Raw genomic sequence first — 20628 nt, 5'->3', positions numbered from 1 at the left:
TCTTTGCTTTTGTTCTTTATTATACCTTATTGTTTATATTAAGGATATGTCTAATGAATCCCCTTTTTTTGAGTACCCTTCTAATTCTGTCGGGACTCAACTTAATATTTCTTTCTTTCTCTAGCTTTATTGATAATTGACGACTATTATATGTCCGTGGTTCGTTTTTGAGGCATTCTTCTAAATAAACAATATCCTCTTCTTTCCACTTTTGGATTCCTCCTTTACCCGGTGCATCCCATAGTCCCCCTAAACCTTTTTTATCCCATTTATGAAGTGTTTCCCTTACTGTTTGGTCTGCCCAATTAAAATGGGCTGCTATTTTTTCCACATACCATCCACGAGAATTTAACCTCACCACTTCGGCTCTATCTTTTACTTTTTGTGATACCGTTATGGCTGTCCTTAACTCAAATAAAGTTCTATCTTCTTCTTGGTTCAGAAATACTCTAAGACGTGCTGGCATTTTTTATACCCATTTATCTTATTTACTGTATTTACTTATTGTTACACATTTTGGTTATTTCACGCCCACCTACTTAGATAGCACTTTAATTAGAAAAGAATCAACCACTCTGTCAAGCAGAGTGGCTCAATGTCTTAATTCAGAATCCCAATCACAGCAGCCAGGATTTCTGTCGCTTTGTCATTAGCTGGAATAAATATCCGCTTGCGCCATTGAATTATCTCGGTGAAACATCCAATAGCCACAAGCCTGTCAGCTAAAGGCAAAGCATCAACTAACTCAATTCGTGGTTCACCAGCAACGTAAGAACGTCGCACAGTTACACCACCGGGCAATTGCTGTGAGTACCCTTCGTTTAACACCAGCGAAACCAATTCCCCTGGACTTAACAGTTTGTTCTTCAGTCCCAATTGTTCGGTAACAGTACGAATATCTTCTGCACTGACCACGCGACCGAGAATTTTCTGTCCATCGCTTGTCTGCAACCGATATACTCGATTGGTTTTCTGTGGTAGCATTTTCCAGATTGGTAGCAATATGCCCGTAACCAAATGCAGGTAATCAGTAGTGAATTTGGGTAATTGGTCTACCTCCTTCGACCACGCCGCAACAAATGTATCAGTCGAAACCTGCTGCCAAGTTGATGATTCCAGCTTGTCTAGGGGTACACGAATTTCCTTTTGCGGTCGCACAAGCAGAACCCGTGGAACAACGCCACCCTCAGAGTCGAAGAAACTATGAGTAGGGATTGATACGGCTGCATTACCATACTTTTCATTCACCATGAGTTCTCCTTGGTACTGAGTAGCAAACTCAAGTATTTCCTCAGCCGTTCTGATGCTGTTCCGTTGAACCTGCTCAATTTTCAGGTAATTGGTCACGCTCCCAGTGGCAGGATGAGTGTAAACTGATTCACAACTTTCTACAGTGAACTTTTCAGCCCGAAGCGTTTCAACACCCGCATCAAAGATCCCATTAGCGATCGCAGTTTCGATCTGTTGACTCAACAGCAGTTCAAAACGCTCGAAAATCACATTTTGCATCCCGATTGTCAAAGCCAGTAGCCGATTGAGGAACTGTCGCAACGGTGGAAGGTCAATTTTCATACCTCCTTCGTGAGAAGTCAGGCTGAGTCCAGTCATTTGCTCAAACTTACCCAAAGGTACTTCGTAAAATCGACCCTGGAAAATCTGCTTGAATAACTCGTATAAAGCATATTCAGCATAGTTCGACTCTAGATTATCCTTGGCATTAAACATCCCATTACCGCCTGTTTGCCGTTGCCCACGGGTAAGTGCGCCCAAGCTGTCCAACCGTCTAGCAATTGTGCTAATGAATCGACGTTCACCGCGCACATTGGTAGTAACTGGTCGGAAAATTGGTGCAGATGCTTGGTTAGTGCGGTGCGATCGCCCAACACCTTGAATAGCATTGTCAGCCCTCCAACCAGCTTCCAAAAGATAATGCGATCGCCGTCTACGATTTTGTGCGTTCAAATCAGCGTGGTAACTTCTGCCAGTACCACCAGCATCAGAGAAGATGAGTATTTGTTTCTCATTAGCCATGAATGCTGTAGTCTCCGCGATGTTTGCTCCAGTACCCCGTGAATCCACAAATAACCGTCCGTTTTCATCCTTAAGGACTCGCTTACTACGCCCTGTGACTTCAGCAACTTGCTTGTGACCGAAATGCCACAATAACTGTTCTAAAGCGCCAGGGATGGGGTTAAGGCTTGCCAATCGGTCAACCAGCGCATCTCTCAAAGCTACAGCTTCTTGAGATACAATTGGTGAACCATCGGCATCAAAAGCCGGTTCTGAGCGTTCATCTCCATCTTCACCGGAATGGATTTCGTGTAAGTGGACGGGAAACGCACTTAACAGGTAATCCATCACATACTCACGGGGAGTTAGGTCAAGATTTAAATCCTTCCACTCCGAAGCAGGAACTTCATTGAGTCGCCGTTTTAACAGTTCCTCATTAGTCGAAACTATCTGGATGACAACAGCATGACCTTGGGCTAAATCTTGCTCAATGGCTTTGATTAACTGAGGGCATTTCATCCCGGTCAGCAAATGATTAAAGAACCTTTGCTTATGCGATTCAAACTGAGACATCGCAGACATTTTAGCCATGCGGTTGTATGTTTTCGCACCGGAGATGTTACACGCTTCTAGTGCTTTGTGAAGATTGTTATGGATAATTTGGAAAGCATCTGCGTAACTGTCATAGATACGTTCTTGAGTCGATGTTAACTCAATTTCTAATGTGTCATATTCTACGCCCTCAAAGGAGAGCGATCGCGCCAAATACAATCCCAGCGCTTTCAAATCTCTGGCAACAACCTCCATTGCTGCAATACCACCGCCCTCGATGGATTCCACAAAATCCTCACGGTTCGTAAATGGGAAGTCTCCAGTCTGCCAAAGTCCCAAACGATTGGTATAAGATAAGTTAGAAACTTTGGTAGCTCCGGTTGCGCTAACGTAAACCACTCTTGCTTGCGGTAGAGCATTTTGCAGTCGTAACCCAACAATACCCTGTTGAGATGCTGCAACCATGCCCAGTTTCCCCTCTTGTGCCATTGCATTACCCATTGCGTGGCACTCGTCATAGGCGATCGCACCCTCGAAATTAGCACCCGCCCACTCTACGATTTGCTTGAGTCGGCTTTTGCCTCCTTTTTGCGATGCCTGCGGCAACCTGACGGAACGCAGGGTTGAGTACGTGCAGAACAGAATGCCTTGGGTGAAAGGGATTGGATCACCTAGTTTGATGTTACTGAGGTCGATAATATCTTTTTCACGACCACCAAGCGCACACCAATCTCGACGAGCATCCTCAATTAGTGCAGAACTCTTGGAAATCCAAATGGCTTTTCTTCGACCTTGACACCAATTGTCTAGAATGATACCAGCTACCTGTCTGCCTTTACCTGCACCTGTACCATCGCCTAAGAACCAGCCACGGCGAAATCTAACGGCATTTTCTTCGCTATTTGCTGCAACTGTAAGATTGTCCCAGGAATCACCCACCAAGTAAGAACCTGACAGAAATTCTGAGTGAGCTTGACCTGCGTATATCACGCTTTCAAGTTGTGCCTCAGATAGCAATCCTTGAGTGATGATGTGCTGAGGCAAGTGGGGTTTGTAGATGGGAACCGGGGGAGAAACAAGAGCTAGGGCTGCGCTTTCACACAGCAGAGATGGATGAGGTAAAGCATTCTTAATTCTTAACCGTTGCGGACGGTAAGTTTCGTAAAGAGCATCCTTCAGACCTTCGTTCGCAGTCCACTCGACAACTTCATAATCAAGAGCAACAACCTCTGTAAATTCTGATGCTGTTTCTGGTTGTGCAATTGCAGTGCGTTTTGGCAAGTTAACGACTTTCTTAGAGAACGTTGCCACATTTGGAGTAGAACGTTCCCAAGCTTGTCGGGCGGGAAGTCGCTCAATCAGTGCCAGTATTTCACCAAGCTCAAGGGTTTGAGGAATGCAGGGGATATCGGCAGGATTAGCAGCCGGGATTTTATCGATCACCGTAATTCGGGTGTCCATAGTTGTCCCGTGCTTTGAGTAAGCCCTGCCGTTAACTCCAACCGAAAGCACTACTGTTGCCTTCTCCTGCATCTTAATGAAAGTATCTCGCCAAGTAGGATTGTTTGGTGAGAACCAGTTAGCAGAAATTGTCACTAGCCGTCCGCGATCGCACAGTCTCTGTAACGCTGAGTTGATATGCCGAGGGGTTGCATCAGGATTACGGCTATTGATTTTGGGCGATGATGAAAATGGTGGGTTCATCAGCACAACAGATGGCTGAGTTTTACCCGCCAGATAGTCGTTTATTTGCTCGGCATTCACAGAGAACAACGGAACGCCAGGGAACAGTCGCCGGATAATCTTCGCCCGATCTTCTGCTAGTTCATTGAGCATCAGACTTGCACCTTTGAGCTTGGCAAACTGGGCTAGAATACCAGTACCAGCCGATGGTTCTAACACTAAATCATTGCTGGTTATTTGCCCTGCTAATGCTACCAAGTATGCCAGTGGTAAAGGAGTCGAGAACTGCTGTAGTTGCAATTGTTCTTCGCTACGGCGGGTATGAGTCGGGCAAAGTGATTCCAGCATTTGTAGTTCTTGGAGGGGATTCACAGATAAACCCTTTTGCCCCAGATATAAAATTGCCGCAACCTCGACTGCTTCATAAGCGTCTTTCCACTGCCATGCACCTTCAGCCGCAGTACCGAGGAAATATCGGTTCATCTGCGATTGAATGCTTTTGGTGCTTAAGGCACGGTGATCAAATAATAATTTGGTAAGTTCTTGAGCAACATTGACTACTGACTCCCCATAGTCCAACACAGTTTGTAGGTCAAACAGAGAGCCTTGTGAAAAGATTTGGCTTACCATATTGATATGTATTAATGTTTCACAAAAATTTGGCGTAGCCTTAGCTGTTCTGGAAGTTGTCTAGAGCAGCTATCAAATCAAACTCAATTGTCTAACGTAGATTTCTGCTGAATGCTCTCGTTCGATCCACTCAAAAGCACGTTTAAGGGTGAAAATAAATTCTTGCCAGGACTGCGGCGGCGGGATGTTGCGAGATGTTTGGTTAGCCGCATACTCGTTTACCAATAGACCTAACTGAATCATGTGTGAATAGGTATCGAATGCTAATTCGTGGCACTGAGAACGTATTTTCCTTTTGAGTTTTTCAGGTGATGTTTTCCAGAAAATACTCCAGCAAACTTTCTGATACTCGTCAGAAAGTGCAATCGCTGCTTGTAGATGTTGTCTTGCGCTTGCAAAATCTGGGTCATCTGGGGCAGATTTCAGTGCGACTGCCAATGCACAGTGTGCTGCTTGCATTGTTTTGTAATTGAGAAGCTATGGCGGAACGCCCGCCGGAGGCAATCGCTGGATGTGTGCGATCGCTTAAATGAACTGAAATTGGCGTTGATTTTATTTACGTAAAAAACTTCCAAATAAAAAGCCCCTCACAGGGCTTTTTTGAGCAGTAATTTTTACTGTTTATTATTCACTTTCTTCATTTTCAAAAACAGTACCATCTGCTTCATCTTCAGATTCCCATCGCCCAGCTATTCCGCCTTCTTCATTATCTTCTGCTGGGGTTACAGAAGTGTCGATTTCAGTTGTATCAGGCATAAAAACTTTCTCCTTTGTCATAAACTAACAGGATAGCCAGCTATCTACATTATAAGTAACTGGCTATCCTGTTAGTTAAAGTTCGTTGAGTTCGATAACCATTAACTCACGAGTTTGTCCTGATTCGGTAACTTGATATTCTTGAGATTCAATCTTACTAACTTGAAATCGAATATTTGGAGGAAATAAGATTTCTCCTTCTCGATTTCTGCGTTTAATGGGGTCAACATATCTCCCCTGCGAAATGGAATTGGGATTGATATGAAAGACAGCAGTTGCTTGTTCACTATACCTCTGCATCAATCCTACAACATCTTGCCAATAGGTCGTGCTGGTGAATGTTGTTTCTGTAATTTTCCTCCCTGGCTGGTATTTATTGATTCTTTCGACAGATAACTTTTTATACCGCTTCAGATATTGATATTTAGTTGAAGTGGGCTGAGGTAATGTTTGCAATTCAGTGAGTGTGATTGCTGGAATTTTCACAAGTGCAATTGTAGCTGCTTTAGCGATAAGCAAAAACTTGTCTCTGTCTTCTCTAGCAGGAAGAACATTTGCCAAACTCAAATTGATATTACGATAGTAGTATGTTGGACCCAAGTACATGGATAGCGCCCAAGCTTCAACACGCGATAACAAAGGTGCAAATTCCAAGGTAAATTCAATTTTGGATTGGTGATAGCCGATATCACCAATTCTTTCATTATTTGGCTCAGTTGGAATTAAGCTCATCAGGCAAAATTGTTCAATTTCACTTAGTTCCAAATTAAATGGTGGTGTCCACATATTGTTTAATTCCAACTAAAATCCCCCGGTATTTAGCCGAGGGATTGAAATTTTGTAATTTAATTAGGGACTAAGCGGATTTACGAGGTCTGCCGCGCTTGCGAGATTCAGTCTTAGCAGTTGGTTGAATACTGTCGGCGGATTTCTTTGGTCTTCCACGGCGTTTCGGTTGTGGAGTTACTTGGGCAGGTGGTAGTAATCTCAATGTAGGGAATGGTACTACTACTGTTTGTGCTTCGCCTATTTTGGGTTCACAATCTATTTCCAAATCCCAAGGGTCAGGAATTTCTTCAAACTGATATTCTTGAGGTGCTTCAGATTCCACAACAACAGGATTAGGAATATCTTTGGTTTCTGCAACTGGTGAAGGGGGTTGTGCAGAAATCACTGTATATTGAGGTTGAGGCTGTAACAAGAAAAGTCCATTGATAAAATCGTTGAGCATTAAAACAATCATTGCCCAAAAGATAACTTCAATAGCTAGAGTTAGTGTGTTTTGAATATCCATTTTTTTTGTCCAAAATATTTTCATTGAAATTTCGCGTAGCGTTCATAAGCCCCGTGGAAATGTGCGAGGCTTAATTGAACATCTCAATATCAACAATTTGGATATTAAATCTCCAAACAACAGATCATGAGGAAATTTTTATCTGCCCTTAAAATGGAATATCTTCTACCTCATCTGAAATATAATTTAAAGTTGATTGCTCAAATGATGCTGTTAAACTACTGCTCATAGATTTTAGTATCTTGTGGTCAAATGATACTGATAAACTACTGGTCATAGATTTTAGTATCTTGTAATTTTCAGGATGCCAACATCCGTCACTGATGGAGTTTTGTAACCAATTGTTTAATTCTTCTTGCAGTTCTAAGTTGCTATCAATAAAATTAATTTCTTCTGAAGTCCATTCTCTTTGACTACCATCAGAAACAGCTTGATTGATAGAATAATAAAGTGATTGCTGGTTCATAACAGCCTCCATAAATTGTCAAAAAAATTTGCGTAGCGGGGAAAGCAGGATCGTTAAAGGTGATCCTGCTTTTTCTAATTAATTTCGTCTTAATTTTGATAATGGAGTTGGGCGAAAATGTAAGTCTCGTTCTATACCAACACCTAGCCTGCCGCGATATTCTTGTAGTTCAGTCAGGCTGAAATAACTTAGTTCCTCTTCAAAACCTTGTACCAAACCAAAGAATGTATCTTCACCATCGAACTCAGTTGCATACCAAGTCCAATTCGACAATGGATTGAAAAACTTGATGTATACAATAGGATCTGCAATTTTTTCTTGAGAATAAAGACTGGGTAATTGACTACGAATTTCCGGTGGTAATAAGTTCATTTTTTGTGAGTCATACTTCACTGAATTTTGCGTAGCAATTTTAGTTCTAAACGAGTTTTCTAGCTTTCAGCCACTTCTATCCCCCAAAAGTATGAGTTGAAGTTAGTAAATTTGGGTGTAGATAATAAATTACACAAAATTTATGATCATGAGGACGTTAATCTCAGTAACCAATGAATTCTGGATTAATCCAAGAACTATTCGACCTCATACACCTGAAAAATCCACTGATCGCCCTAGAATCTCCACTACCAGAGAGGGTGCGATTACTCACCAGTATTGCCAGAGAATCCAATGCCCAAGCGATAAACTGCTATCTGTGGACATTGGAAGATGACCATCTTCACCAACTGCAAATTAACGAGGGTGAATTAACTCTACGGCTAGTAGGAGAATATCAACCCATCACTGCTAAATCCAGGCGTGAACATTATTTTGAAATTTTGCGATTCTGGAAAACTACCAACCTGGAAGGCATTTTGATACTAGAAGGGATATTTCCGTGGTTGGGTACTAATACAACTGACCCTGATTTCTTCCTGACTTCCGAGTGGATTAAATCAGCACTGATTAATCTTAAACTCTACAATCGTAACTCAAAAAAAACAGCTATTCTACTTGGACCTAATGCTAGTCTCTCGCCTGATATTGCGGCTCAAGTGCCTACTGTTACTCAGGAATTACCAACAGTCGAGGAAATCACGGCTTATTTACCGCAAATTTTAAGAGAAGTTTATAGTGAATCGGAAATTCATGATTTAGCGATCGCGGCGGTAGGAATGTACATTGCAGATATTGAGTATGGTGTCCATGAGTATGGTGTCCATTCTGTTATCACCGATAATATAACAGCAGTTGAAAAACTTTCTGCTTACAAAATTAATCTACTCAAGCGGGTTTACAACATTGAATTTCTTCAGCCCCCGGCGATTGAAGTTGGCGGACTGGAACTGATGCAAGAATCGTTTAAGAAATACAAACGACTGACTACACCACTGGCTAAAGCTTACAATATACGACTGCCCAAGGGTGTGTTGTTGGTTGGGCCACCAGGAACGGGTAAATCTCACTCGGCAAAAGCTTGTTCTCAACGTTTGGGTGCGCCCTTAATTATTGTCGAATGGGGCAACTTCCGCAGTTACGGCAACCTCGCGGAGTACAAGCTGAAAAAATTACTGGGGCTGGTGGATCGAATCAACCGCATCATCTTTTATCTCGACGACTTTGATAAGGGATTTGCTGGGGAAGATGATTTATCTAGACGGTTAGCAGGGATGCTGTTGACCTGGATGCAAGAGCGTACCAGTGATGTATTAATTATTGCGTCAGCTAACAATTTAGACTTACTGCCACCTGAACTTACCAGATGTGGACGATTTGATGAAATTTTCAAGGTAGATTTACCTAATAACGGAGAACGACACAAAATATTTAAAATTCACTTGAAAAGATTTGATGAGCGTTTCCGTAATGGCAATCCATTTACTGATGAAGAATGGCGACGATTGCTTAAGGAAACACAGCGTTGTGTCGGTGCAGAAATCCAAACCATTGTAGAAAGAGCAGCAGCTACAACTTTCTGCCAAATGTTTCCACAGGATACTTTTGGACTAGATGAATTACCACCACTGGAAATTACATTAACTTCTTTGTTAGAAGCGAGAAAAAATATTAATCCTCTAGCGATTAGAGAAGCTGACAAAGTTGAAACCATGCGGAACAAGGCTGACCTTCAAGGACTACCGTCTAGTCCAGTTGATTCATCTATGTTTAGCGTTGGTAATGTAAATATTTTTGGATAGTTATGCAAATTTCAAAAACCAAGATAGGCCCATATCTTATGGGTCTGAAAATTCTAAATATAGCGGGACCAATAGCTGGAATATGTTTGATTATTGGAATGACTACTGTAGCATACTTCCAAACTCGTCCTCAGCAATTACCCATTACCCAAAAATTTACCCAAAACGAGCAAACATTTTATTTAGAGGTTGCAACTAAGCCTAAAGAATTAGAGAAGGGATTAAAATTTCGTGCTAGTTTACCCAGCAACCGAGGAATGTTATTCAAGCTAGGCGATCAGTACGAGAATGTTGGGTTTTGGATGCACCAAGTTCGTTTTCCTCTTGATATTATTTATCTCGATAATGGTCTGGTGACTACCGTAATACACAATGCTCAACCTTGTTATCAAGCCCCTTGTACTGTTTATTTTGGCAGTAGAGCAAACAAAGTTCTAGAACTACCTGCTGGTATATCTAATATTCAAGTTGGAGATAAATTAACTTTCAAAAATCTCTAATTTCAAACATTTTACCCACAAAAATACTCAAAAACTAGGGTATAATTTCTGTAGGAATTGAGGTGAGTTTTTATGTCATTACTTAGTTCAGATTTAGTTCATATTTTTTTAAAAGAAATGGGCAAATTTCCTTTATTATCAGGAGAAGAGGAAATTATTTACGGACATCAAGTGCAGAAGATGATTTCCATTAAAGAAATCAAGAATACGCTTCAAAAAAAAGTAGATAGAAAACCAAGTTTGGCAGAATTATCTGACTATATTGGTCAAAGTGAATCAGAAATAGTCACAATTTTTCAGCAAGGAGAGCGAGCTAAACAAAAAATGATAACTGCTAACTTACGATTGGTAGTTTCAATTGCTAAGAAATACAAACATCGTAATGTTGAGTTTCTCGATTTGATTCAAGAGGGAACGCTCGGTTTACAGCGTAGTGTTGAGAAATTTGACCCCACAAGAGGTTATAAATTGTCTACTTATGCTTATTGGTGGATCACTCAGGCAATTACTCGTGCTATCGCCCAGCAATCTCGGACAATTAGGTTGCCGATTAACATTGTTGAAAAACTGAATCAAATTAAGAGAATACAGCGAGAATTGTCTCAGATTTTGGGTCGTAATCCCACACTACCAGAAATTGCTCAAGCTCTAAATCTTGAACCGAATCAAATTCGTGAATATTTAAGTATTTCTCGCCAACCAATTTCTTTAGATTTACGAATTGGGGAGGAGCAAGACCTCGAATTAATAAGTATCATTCTTAATGAAAATAAGTCAGAGGAAGAGATTAACCTTGATTTTTTGCGTCAAGATATTAAAAGTATGCTGGCATCTTTGACACCTATCCAAAGAGAAGTATTAATCTTACACTTTGGATTAGAAAATCAGCAGCCGCTTAGTTTAGTTGAGATTGGTAAACGCTTAAAACTAAGTCGAGAACGAGTTCGACAAATCCAACAGAAGGCAATCACTATTTTGCGTCGTAAGCAACAAAGCCAATTGGAGGATTATTTAGTTTCTTGATTTTCCAGATTTTGGATTCTGCTACTATTTATTTGTGTTAAAGTAAGTCTATATACTTAATATTTTCAAAATATTAAGATAAATACAAGATTTCTAGCAAGGAGAAATAATTATGGTACATTATGTTTGCGATTTGTATGATAATACAAACTGGAATCTTTCCCCTGAAGAAGTGGATGCTAGAACATTCAAGACAGAACAAGAAGCAGAACAATGGTTCAAGAATAAGTGTTCTGATAGCAATATTGAATTTAGTGGTTTTTATGACACTGAACGCTACGTCACTAACTGGGTTTCTTTTAATGGACAAGAAGTTGGTGAAATCACTAAACGACCAAGTAAGTCGGCACAAATAGATATAAATATCCAACAACATTTAAAATACCCAAGCACCTAACAAAATCGCGTTGTTCTCCTCATACTATTAGGCATTAAGAACTTATTTTTTTGTAACATACGATTTACAATTTTCTTCTTCAAATTTAACATCATATTAAATGACACTCATAGATGGACAGTTAATACGAGAACATATAAAGCAAGAATGCCAAAAATATAAATGCTTATTTCAAGCATCTCAAAAAGAAGTAGCAATTATCAGATTTGAGGCTTCAGAAAATACCAACAATGAATTAAAAGGTAGATATGAAGCAGCCAGAATATCAGCCGAGCAAAAAGTAGCAACATTCAACGCTATTGGCGTTATTCCTAATTATATGGTGTTGTCATCTAAGATTGCAGTACAGCAATTTGAAAACATTATCGAATCCATTAATGAAGACAGCAAGATGACTGCTGCTATTGTTCAGTACCCAATTCCAACTAAGTTTACAAGCTCAATTCAGCTATTAAAACCAGAAAAAGATATAGATATCGTCCGCAGGAAAAGTAACAATTTATTTAAAAGTTGTGCTACTGCTCAAGGAATTGCCAGAATTGTGGAATCCTATGCAGACAGGGATTCCAATGTGGCAGTTGTTGGCGGAGGTGGCTTTGTCGGTAATGGTGTCTTGAAATATTTACAAGCAAGCCGAATCAATTGTTTCTGTTTGGAAGACGGCGATGACTTAAATAGAACTAGAGAAGCTGACATTGTTGTATCAGTCACCGGTAGACAAGGAGTTTTCACGGACTATGTACTCTCCTCTCATCGCTTAATTGTTGATGGTGGCTTTACACCTACAGCGAATGGTGCTGTTGGCGATGTAGATCGCAGTGTTTACAGCATCCCCCAGAATATTACACCCGTACCAGGAGGTGTAGGTCCTATAGAAATGGCAATATTAGCAGAACGTCTAGTAAAAATGGAATTGAGCATAGAACTTGAAAAATGGAACTACCAGCAATTACAGCAAGAACAAATGCAACGCTCTACTATAATTGCCCCCATAGCTATAGCATTCTTTGGGCAACAAGCAAATGCCTATCCCCAATTTATTCGCACAGAAAAAGAAAATTTATTTGTCTTGGAAGGTAATAACTACCAAATCACCTTTAATAGCAGTACGCAAAGTTTAACGCTTACCAGAAGCAATGAAAATCTAACTCTGATTCGACTAACTCTTGTCAGTAATAAAATTGAAACTGCCAGAGGTATAACAAACGAGGATGTAGCAAGATGGCAACAAATTGAATCTGCGATCAATACAACAATAACACAACCAACTGATAGAGGTATAGAGCTTTGAAATTATCAATTATCACTGCAACTTACAATAGACCTATGCAGATAGCATCTACTGCACTGCCAAGTATTCAAAGTCAAACTGACCACAATTTTGAGTGGATTGTCATAAATGATGGTGCTAATCCTGATACTAGAGATATCATTACCAGCATCAGGGCAATAACTAATTGCGCTATTAGTTACATTGAAATGGAACACCCTAAAGCGAGCAGTGGCTTTGGTTTATGCTACGCTCGTAATCTAGGACTAGATGCATCTGGTGGTGATATTGTTTCATATCTGGACGATGATAATAGCATAACGCCTGAATTTGTTGCCTCAATACGTCAGGACTTTAAACAACATCCCCATCTTCGATACAGCATGGCAAGGCAGCAGCGTCGCCGCGATGTCATCCGCAATGGTAGTGTGATTCGCCAAGGGAAACAGTTTGTTTCTCCTAGCACTTGCTGCTCTTTACAGCAACTTCTATGGCAACAAGAAATATTTGACAGCAATGGTTTCGTCCACTACCGAAGCGATGCCCCTAGATGGAATCCCCAGTTTAAAGTGTTTGCGGACTACGAATATTTACTGCAATGTGGTTGCATATGGGGTGAAGACGGCTTTGGTTTCAACAACAACATTCTTGTTAACTATATTCAGTCTTCTATTGGTATTATTGGTAGTTCAAATTATGAACAATGGGCAAATGAGTTATCACTGATTGTTACTAATCAAGCTAACTACTCTATTCTTCAGGAAAATTTTGTTGAACGATTAGAGCAGCTTGTAGCAATCTATAAACACAAGGCAAAAATTTCATTAATACCAAAAGTATTTGCAGTTTAATAAATTAGCCCAAAATTCTATCGCACCTGCCCATAATTAGCGATACACACCGATCCAAAATGCGTTATGTCGGCGATGATTCTTTGGATGATAATTAACTTTTCTGTTTTGAGGTAAGCTCAACTTAATTCCCCAAACTTTGGACTCCACCACCCTTTCGCTGTATTAAAGTAAGCCACATCCTTATGTTTCTTGTCCTGACGAGATTTAGGTCCTGAACACCGAAGCATTGTTTTCTGCTGTCCATCCTTGGTATAGCTGTACTCCTCTAAAGGCGAATGGCACACAGGGCAAGGATGCGAAGTTATCTTAGCTGGGGGTTTTGGTTCGCTTTCTTTGCTGTGGGGTGTTTCCCAAGTCTTAGAGCGATCGCTCCAAAACAACACCACATTTTCACAACCACTGGTACACTTAAGGAAATACTTTTTCTTGACTTTGGTACTGGGTATTTTGGACATCAAACTATTGCACTGAGGACAGTGAGTTTTGGAAGTTTCAAACTTACGCTCAACAGAAGTTGTACCATTTGATGCACCTGCAACTAAGGTTTTAGCTTTGGAGAGTGCAGGTACAAAGTAATCATGATTCCAGCCACTGAGATATTGCTGCCAGCCCTGTTTCCCATCGGCGATCGCATCGAGGGCATCTTCCATTTTGGCTGTAAACTCAGCTTCCAGTAAATCGGGTAAAGCCTTCTGTAAAAAAGCGTCAACCTCTAAACCTAAAGTTGTGGGTTGCAGATTATCTTTTTTCAACTCTACATAAGCCCGTTTTTTAAGAGTGGCTACAGTGGGAGCATAAGTGCTAGGGCGACCAATGCCTTTGCGCTCCATTACCTGTACAAGTTTTGGTTCACTGTAGCGTGGTGGTGGCTGGGTTTGTTTTTTCTCATGTCCCGCATTTTCTAAGGTTAGCGCTTGTCCTTGTTTTAAAGCAGGTAAATCTGAATCTTTGCTGAGATTATTCCAATATCGCGCATAACCGTAGAACTCAATTACTTGTCCTCTGGCCTGCCATAACAGGTTTCTTGACTGGGTGATTATTTGAGTTTTGCGGAGTTGGGCGGCTTTACACTGAGAAGCGATCGCACGTTTCCAAATGATTACGTACAGGTTGAATTCATCAGCTGGTAATTCCGCACGTAGTTCTACTGAAGGGCGAAACACATCTGTAGGACGGATAGCCTCATGTGCTTCTTGAGCCGACTTGCTGCTACGGTGTTTCGCTACCTGGTGCGGTACATTCTCAGGGTCGTTTTGTTCCAACCATTGCCGAGCGCTGGTACAAAACTCAGGACTTAGCATCACCGAGTCTGTTCGCATATATGTGATTAACCCAGCTTCATATAGCTTTTGTGCCACCTGCATGGTTTTATCTGGGGAAAATCTCAACTTAGAACCGGCTGCTTGTTGTAGTGTAGAAGTCGTAAAAGGGGGCGGTGGTTGACGATTGACGGTTTTACCTTCGATTTGGATAATTTTGTGAGGATGTTGCCGCGCTTGTTCAACTAACCTTGTCGCCTCAGCTTCAGATACAACACGTTTAGATTCTGGTTTTTCTTTGCTACCTGTAGCTGCATCATCATTAGTGTCAATTTCTTGCTGCTGCGCTTCTAGGCGAGAATCAGTTGTCCCGTTGTAAAAAGCCCGAAATCCTTCAGCGTAATCAACAAAAACATTCCAGTAGTCCTGGGGAACAAACGTCTGAATTTCTCTTTCTCGTTGGCAAATCAAATGTAATGTCGCACTTTGGACTCTACCAACACTTTTAGCCCCATTATTTAATGCCCACACCAAGGGACTGCCTTTGTAGCCTACCAACTTGTCCAGACAATCCCGGCACAGTCCCGCACCCACTAAGTTAAAATCGAGTTTTCGGGAGTTAGCGATCGCAGTTCTGACTGCTGCTGCCGTAATTTCCGTGTACACCACTCGTTTGGGTTCTTTCAATCCCAATACTTCCTTGAGATGCCAAGCGATGGTTTCACCTTCCCGGTCTGGGTCTGTTGCTAAGACGACTTCATCAACTTGTTTGACTGCGGCTTTGAGTTTTTGAATAGTTTCTTTGGCTCGTTGATCACGAGGGATGTAGTGACATTTGATATTGCTTCCATCAATGCTGAAGCCCAGTGAATCATCACCATCGTTACTCAGTTCTCTGATATGACCACAACTGGCGCGGACGATCCAATCTGTACCCAGAATTTGACTGAGTTTTTTGACTTTACCAGGGGATTCAACTACAAGAAGACGCTTTGGCATGGCAGATGCGATGTGATTACTTTATATTGATAAGCAATTATTTCTTACTGTTTAGTATAAGTGTACTATAATGATGCTTCTTTTAACTATTAAGGGTTAATAACCTTATAAACTATTACCAATAATGTCCACTTTACCAAATCTCTCGCAACAACAAGTCAACGCAACTCTCCACTACGAAACCATCACCGGAGTAGTGGAACGCCTCACATTTCACTCGGAAGAATCCGGATACACTGTGGCGCGTCTGGTGCGTCCCCGATCTAAAGATTTAACTACAATCGTTGGTAGTTTCGCCAACATTCAGCCAGGGCAGACACTTGAGTTAACAGGTTTCTGGCGTGAACATCCACAGTATGGACCACAGTTCCAAGTTACCAATTATCAGGAAACCAAACCTGCCACACTTACTGGAATCGAGAAATATTTGGGTAGTGGGTTAATCAAAGGGGTTGGCCCGGTCACAGCCAAACGTATCGTTGCTCACTTCGGGCTAGAGACGTTGGAGATTATTGACAATCAAATTGACCGCCTCATCGAAGTTCAAGGTATCGCCAAAAAGCGAGTTAAGTTAATCAAGAACGCCTGGGAAACGCAGAAGGCCATCAAGGAAGTGATGATATTTCTGCAAAGCCACGGTGTTTCCACCACCTATGCTGTAAAAATTTACAAGCAATATCAAGAAAGAGCAATAGCCACCGTAACCGAAAACCCTTATCAACTCGCCACCGACATATACGGCATCGGTTTTCTCACTGCCGATAAAATTGCTCGTAATCTAGGGGTTGCTCCTGACTCAGAGTTTCGCTACCAAGCCGGAATCATCCACGCCCTGAGTGAAGCTGCCGAGGACGGTCATTGTTATCTGCCACAGCTAGAACTAATTGAGAAAGTTACCAAACTGCTAATAACAGATGATCATCAACCAACGGAAGATGCGATCGCCAGCATTATTAAAGACATGGGTGCAAGAGAGGATTTGGTGAGAGAAATTGTTCGGGGGGACTTTGGGGAGAAATTACTGCTGTGTTTCAAGCCCACTTTCTTCCATACTGAACAAAACCTTGCCCAATTGATATCTCGACGGTTGCACCAGCCGATTGCACAAGATATGTCCCGTGTTCGGGCTTGGATTGAGCGCTTTACCGCTAGTCACAAGATTCAACTATCGCCACAGCAACAGCAAGCGGTAGAGAAAGCAGCTTACTCTCCAGTAATGGTTCTCACTGGTGGCCCTGGCGTTGGAAAAACCTTCACTACGCACACGATAGTCAGTTTGTGGAAAGCAATGGGCAAATCAGTCGCCCTGGCTGCACCAACTGGGAGGGCAGCGCAAAGATTGAGTGAGATGACCGGGCTTGAGGCAAAAACCATACATCGCTTGCTAGAATTTGACCCTCGTTCAATGGGCTTTAAGCGTGATCAAGAAAATCCCCTGCCTTATACAGCTATCATTGCGGATGAAGCTAGTATGCTTGACCTGTTTCTAGCATATTCCTTGGTCAAAGCCGTAGCTCAAGGAGCGCAACTATTATTAGTCGGCGATATCGACCAGTTACCCTCAGTTGGCCCTGGTAAAGTGCTGGCTGATATGATTACATCGCTGCAAGTGCCAGTAGTCCGGCTAACGCAAGTATTCAGGCAAGCTCAACAGAGTGCAATTATCACCGCCGCACATCAAATCAACCAAGGCGATTATCCAATGATGGAAGCGATTTCGGACAATCCTGTGTCAGACTGTCTGTGGCATGGTGGTGGTCATCAGCCGGAGCATGGTGTCCAAGCAATTAGCGAGTTGGTTACTGATTTTATTCCCCGGCTGGGCTTTAATCCCGCTACTGATGTCCAGGTTCTTTGTCCAATGTCACGGGGATTGGTTGGAACTCGGAATTTGAATGCCGTATTGCAGCAGCTGATCAATCCTCCCGCACCAGAGAAAACCGAAATTAACCGGGGTGGGATGATTTTGCGGGTAGGTGATCGCATTATCCAGCAAATGAATGACTACAATCGGGAGGTATTTAATGGGGATTTGGGGACTATCTCTCGTATTAATACGGAAGAACAGGAGGTGGAGGTAGATTACGGTGGTCGTCCTGTGGTTTACGATTATGCTGACCTCAATGAGATTACGTTGGCATGGAGTGTAACTATACACAAAAGCCAAGGCAGTGAGTATCCAGTGGTGATACTTCCACTATATATGCAGCACTACATCATGCTGTCACGGAACTTGTTCTACACTGGACTTACCCGTGCCAGGAAATTAGCAATTGTGGTCGGTTCCAAGAAGGCAATATCTCTGGCGGTACGGACTACAAATGATCAGCAAAGATACACACGATTGTGGCAGAGGTTGCAATTGCAAGTCCAATTGTAACTACTCAAAGCTAGAAAAATTATAAAGGTTAGCTTGAAAACCCCTGAGAAATAGCAACGCAGTTGCGTTGTTCGTGCTTTAGCCAGGGGGGATGAAAAGGAATTAGCAGGTTTTAACCTGCCAGTGAGTCAATCTCTTTGCTGTGCAATGTAATTCTTTACTGCTTCAGTCGAAATATTACCAGCCGTTGAGACAAAATAGCTAGGTGTCCACAACGTAGGAAGTTTTAGTAACTCTGGAAATTCCTTTCTTATTAACATTAAGTTTGAAGATATTAAGGAGTTAAGAATACTTCCTCGCAATGGTTGCCTTTATGCCGAGTTTGCATACAGAGTTAAGCCTGTAGCTACTAAGCTAAATTCAAAACTAGCACTTGGGATTGACCCTGGTGTAAACAATTGGTTGACTTGCGTTTCCAATCTTGGAACAAGTTTTATTGTCGATGGACGAAAACTTAAAAGTCTAAACCAGTGGTACAACAAAATAGTATCTAAGTTAAAAGAAGGCAAACCTCAAGGTTTTTGGAGTCAGCGATTAGCCCATATAACTGAAAAACGGAATCGCCAGATGAGGGATGCTGTCAACAAAGCGGCAAGAATTGTAATTAACTACTGCATTAGTCACGGAATTGGTAATATTGTTTTTGGCTGGAATAAAGGCAATAAAAATGGCATAAATATTGGTTCTCAAAATAATCAAACATTTGTGCAGATTCCTACCGCAAAGCTAAAAGAGAGAATATCTCAGTTGTGTCAAATCTATGGTATTAACTTTGTAGAAACAGAGGAGAGCTACACTAGCCAATCTAGCTTTTTAGATGGCGATACTGTACCTGTATTTGGCAATAAGTCAGAAGGGTGGAAATCGTCAGGAAAGCGAGTGTTTAGAGGTCTTTTTGTCACAGCAAAAAGTATCAAGGTCAACGCCGATACTAATGGATGTGCAAATATTTTAAAAAAGGTAAAGGAACAGCTAAATTTAGATTTAGCCAAGACTGTTAGGGGACTTTTGACTGTCCCACAGAGAGTTTTTCTCTGGAAGAATAACTGTAAAAAGCGGAGAACGATGGCTTTAGCCTCGTTCGTAGCATCAGTTTGAATCCCCGGTCATTCATGCCGGGGAGAGTCAATCAGCTATTTGATCTATAATCTTAGGTTCGTCTAATTATCAAAAAACGGTTTTGTTGTATGTCCAGCCTGAGTCCAGACATGGTTCGTATCTATTTGCAGGAGATTGGTCGTTATCCAATGCTGGCCGCAGACCAAGAAATTGCTTATGGTAGGCAGGTACAGCAGATGATGGCAATTGAGCAAAGAAGAAATGAACTCACCCAACAACTAGACCGAGAACCAACAATTCTCGAATTAGCTGTTGATGTTGAAAAAAGTGAAGCTGAGGTAGCTCAAATTCAAAAACTTGGTCAACGAGCCAAACAAAAGATGGTGACAGCAAATCTGCGCCTGGTGGTTTCCATTGCCAAAAAGTATCAGAAGCGCAATCTAGAATTTTTGGATTTACTGCAAGAAGGGGCAATAGGTTTACAAAGAGGGGTGGAAAAATTTGACCCAAATCGTGGCTACAAGTTATCAACTTATGTCTATTGGTGGATTACGCAGTCAATCACACGAGCGATAGCGGAAAAGTCCCGTACTGTTCGCTTGCCAATTCATATCACCGAACAACTCAACAAAATCAAAAAAGTACAGCGAGAACTGTTTGAGAAACTTGGTCGTCCGGCCAGTATTACAGAAATTGCTGAAACTTTAAACTTACAACCAAGCCAGATTAGAGATTTTCTCAGCACCTCTCGTCAGCCAATTTCTTTAGATGTCAAGGTCGGAGATAATCAAGACACAGAACTTAATGCACTTTTGCCAGATGGAGGCATATCTCCCAACGAGCATATCACCCAAGAACTTCTGCGCCAAGATTTGAATAGTTTATTAGCATCCCTCAAACCAACACAGCGTGAAGTATTAATTTTGCGCTTTGGATTAGAGAACGATCAAGAACTGACTTTGGCTCAAATTGGCGAGAAAATGAATGTCAGTCGAGAACGAGTTCGTCAAATCCAGCAGCAAGCAATCACTGTTCTACGTCGTCAAAAACCTGAAATTGAACAATATTTATTTTCTTGAACAAGAGGGATAATTCAGATGGGGATTCGTCCCCACCTAAACAAGAACTGGTTTATTACTATTCGATTGTGCTTTTTATAGCGTATAATATCTTTTAAAAACTATCATCCGCAAAGGTATCTATAGATGGACTAAACATTTGAAGTGATGGGTGGAAATTTAATCTTGCTGGGTAATTATCTGTTTGTGATCAGAAGTGTTGAATGTTAAGAAAGAGGTGATAAAAATAACCCAAAATATGGT

The 20628-nt window shown here is 41.5% G+C and carries 17 protein-coding genes and 2 pseudogenes; 9 read left to right on the top strand and 10 right to left on the bottom strand.

What is annotated here, in order from left to right; genetic code table 11:
• Positions 1–64: 64 nt before the first annotated feature.
• The 8 genes and pseudogenes from ACM0OP_RS19450 to ACM0OP_RS19415 form a co-directional block, all read right to left on the bottom strand.
• Positions 65–466, bottom strand: a pseudogene (locus ACM0OP_RS19450) (helix-turn-helix domain-containing protein); the annotation flags it as partial.
• Positions 467–600: 134 nt separating this feature from the next.
• Positions 601–4875, bottom strand: a complete 4275-nt coding sequence (locus ACM0OP_RS19445) for a strawberry notch-like NTP hydrolase domain-containing protein (protein ID WP_414530070.1) — start codon at positions 4873–4875, stop codon at positions 601–603.
• A gap of 72 nt (positions 4876–4947) precedes the next feature.
• A complete protein-coding gene (locus tag ACM0OP_RS19440; RefSeq protein ID WP_414530069.1) occupies positions 4948–5313 on the bottom strand; it encodes a hypothetical protein in 366 nt (121 codons plus the stop codon).
• A 186-nt stretch (positions 5314–5499) separates the two neighbouring features.
• Positions 5500–5631 (bottom strand): hypothetical protein, encoded by a 132-nt coding sequence (locus tag ACM0OP_RS19435; protein ID WP_414530068.1) that lies wholly within the window; start codon positions 5629–5631, stop codon positions 5500–5502.
• Positions 5632–5706: 75 nt separating this feature from the next.
• The gene (locus ACM0OP_RS19430) at positions 5707–6417 is read right to left on the bottom strand and encodes an ADP-ribosyltransferase (RefSeq protein ID WP_414530067.1); all 711 of its coding nucleotides are present in this window, start codon (positions 6415–6417) and stop codon (positions 5707–5709) included.
• A 70-nt stretch (positions 6418–6487) separates the two neighbouring features.
• A complete protein-coding gene (locus ACM0OP_RS19425) occupies positions 6488–6925 on the bottom strand; it encodes a hypothetical protein (protein ID WP_414530066.1) in 438 nt (145 codons plus the stop codon).
• Between the two features lie 148 nt (positions 6926–7073).
• The gene (locus ACM0OP_RS19420) at positions 7074–7391 is read right to left on the bottom strand and encodes a hypothetical protein (protein WP_414530065.1); all 318 of its coding nucleotides are present in this window, start codon (positions 7389–7391) and stop codon (positions 7074–7076) included.
• 78 nt (positions 7392–7469) lie between these two features.
• On the bottom strand, positions 7470–7763 hold the full coding sequence (locus tag ACM0OP_RS19415) for a DUF2958 domain-containing protein (RefSeq protein ID WP_414530064.1): 294 nt from the start codon (positions 7761–7763) through the stop codon (positions 7470–7472).
• Positions 7764–7936: 173 nt separating this feature from the next.
• On the opposite strand from ACM0OP_RS19415, the gene ACM0OP_RS19410 reads away from it, so the two are divergent.
• From ACM0OP_RS19410 to ACM0OP_RS19385, 6 genes are all read left to right on the top strand, one after another.
• Positions 7937–9565 carry an ATP-binding protein gene (locus ACM0OP_RS19410; protein WP_414530063.1) on the top strand — a complete coding sequence of 543 codons (1629 nt, stop codon included), beginning with the start codon at positions 7937–7939 and terminating at the stop codon, positions 9563–9565.
• 98 nt (positions 9566–9663) lie between these two features.
• Positions 9664–10065 carry a DUF192 domain-containing protein gene (locus tag ACM0OP_RS19405; RefSeq protein ID WP_414530062.1) on the top strand — a complete coding sequence of 134 codons (402 nt, stop codon included), beginning with the start codon at positions 9664–9666 and terminating at the stop codon, positions 10063–10065.
• Between the two features lie 72 nt (positions 10066–10137).
• Positions 10138–11088, top strand: coding sequence for an RNA polymerase sigma factor, RpoD/SigA family (locus ACM0OP_RS19400; protein WP_414530061.1), 951 nt, complete (start codon positions 10138–10140; stop codon positions 11086–11088).
• Positions 11089–11200: 112 nt separating this feature from the next.
• Complete coding sequence (locus tag ACM0OP_RS19395; protein ID WP_414530060.1) at positions 11201–11485, top strand: hypothetical protein; 285 nt, start codon at positions 11201–11203, stop codon at positions 11483–11485.
• 100 nt (positions 11486–11585) lie between these two features.
• Positions 11586–12776: a tetrahydrofolate dehydrogenase/cyclohydrolase catalytic domain-containing protein gene (locus ACM0OP_RS19390; protein WP_414530059.1), complete on the top strand. Its 1191-nt coding sequence runs from the start codon at positions 11586–11588 to the stop codon at positions 12774–12776.
• Positions 12773–13606 (top strand): glycosyltransferase family 2 protein, encoded by an 834-nt coding sequence (locus ACM0OP_RS19385; RefSeq protein ID WP_414530058.1) that lies wholly within the window; start codon positions 12773–12775, stop codon positions 13604–13606. Before ACM0OP_RS19390 ends, ACM0OP_RS19385 begins: the two co-directional genes overlap by 4 nt.
• 119 nt (positions 13607–13725) lie before the next feature.
• Here the strand turns inward: ACM0OP_RS19385 and topA are convergent, their stop codons facing one another.
• On the bottom strand, positions 13726–15867 hold the full coding sequence (gene topA, locus ACM0OP_RS19380; RefSeq protein ID WP_414530057.1) for a type I DNA topoisomerase: 2142 nt from the start codon (positions 15865–15867) through the stop codon (positions 13726–13728).
• Between the two features lie 124 nt (positions 15868–15991).
• Between topA and recD2 the strand changes: the two genes are divergently transcribed.
• Positions 15992–18247 carry an SF1B family DNA helicase RecD2 gene (gene recD2, locus ACM0OP_RS19375; protein WP_414530056.1) on the top strand — a complete coding sequence of 752 codons (2256 nt, stop codon included), beginning with the start codon at positions 15992–15994 and terminating at the stop codon, positions 18245–18247.
• A gap of 128 nt (positions 18248–18375) precedes the next feature.
• Here recD2 and ACM0OP_RS19370 read toward each other — a convergent pair.
• Positions 18376–18501: pseudogene (locus tag ACM0OP_RS19370) on the bottom strand (transposase); the annotation flags it as partial.
• Here ACM0OP_RS19370 and ACM0OP_RS19365 point away from each other — a divergent pair.
• Together ACM0OP_RS19365 and ACM0OP_RS19360 are read left to right on the top strand one after the other, a co-directional pair.
• On the top strand, positions 18500–19345 hold the full coding sequence (locus ACM0OP_RS19365) for an RNA-guided endonuclease InsQ/TnpB family protein (protein WP_414530071.1): 846 nt from the start codon (positions 18500–18502) through the stop codon (positions 19343–19345). The pseudogene ACM0OP_RS19370 and the gene ACM0OP_RS19365 sit on opposite strands and share 2 nt — an antisense overlap.
• An 89-nt stretch (positions 19346–19434) precedes the next feature.
• The gene (locus ACM0OP_RS19360) at positions 19435–20385 is read left to right on the top strand and encodes an RpoD/SigA family RNA polymerase sigma factor (protein ID WP_414530055.1); all 951 of its coding nucleotides are present in this window, start codon (positions 19435–19437) and stop codon (positions 20383–20385) included.
• Positions 20386–20628 lie beyond the last annotated feature (243 nt).

The sequence above is a fragment of the Nodularia chucula CCY0103 genome, from assembly GCF_963923915.1.
In the GTDB taxonomy this organism is placed as follows: Bacteria; Cyanobacteriota; Cyanobacteriia; order Cyanobacteriales; family Nostocaceae; genus Nodularia; species Nodularia chucula.
This window is presented reverse-complemented; position numbering and strand designations above follow the sequence as displayed.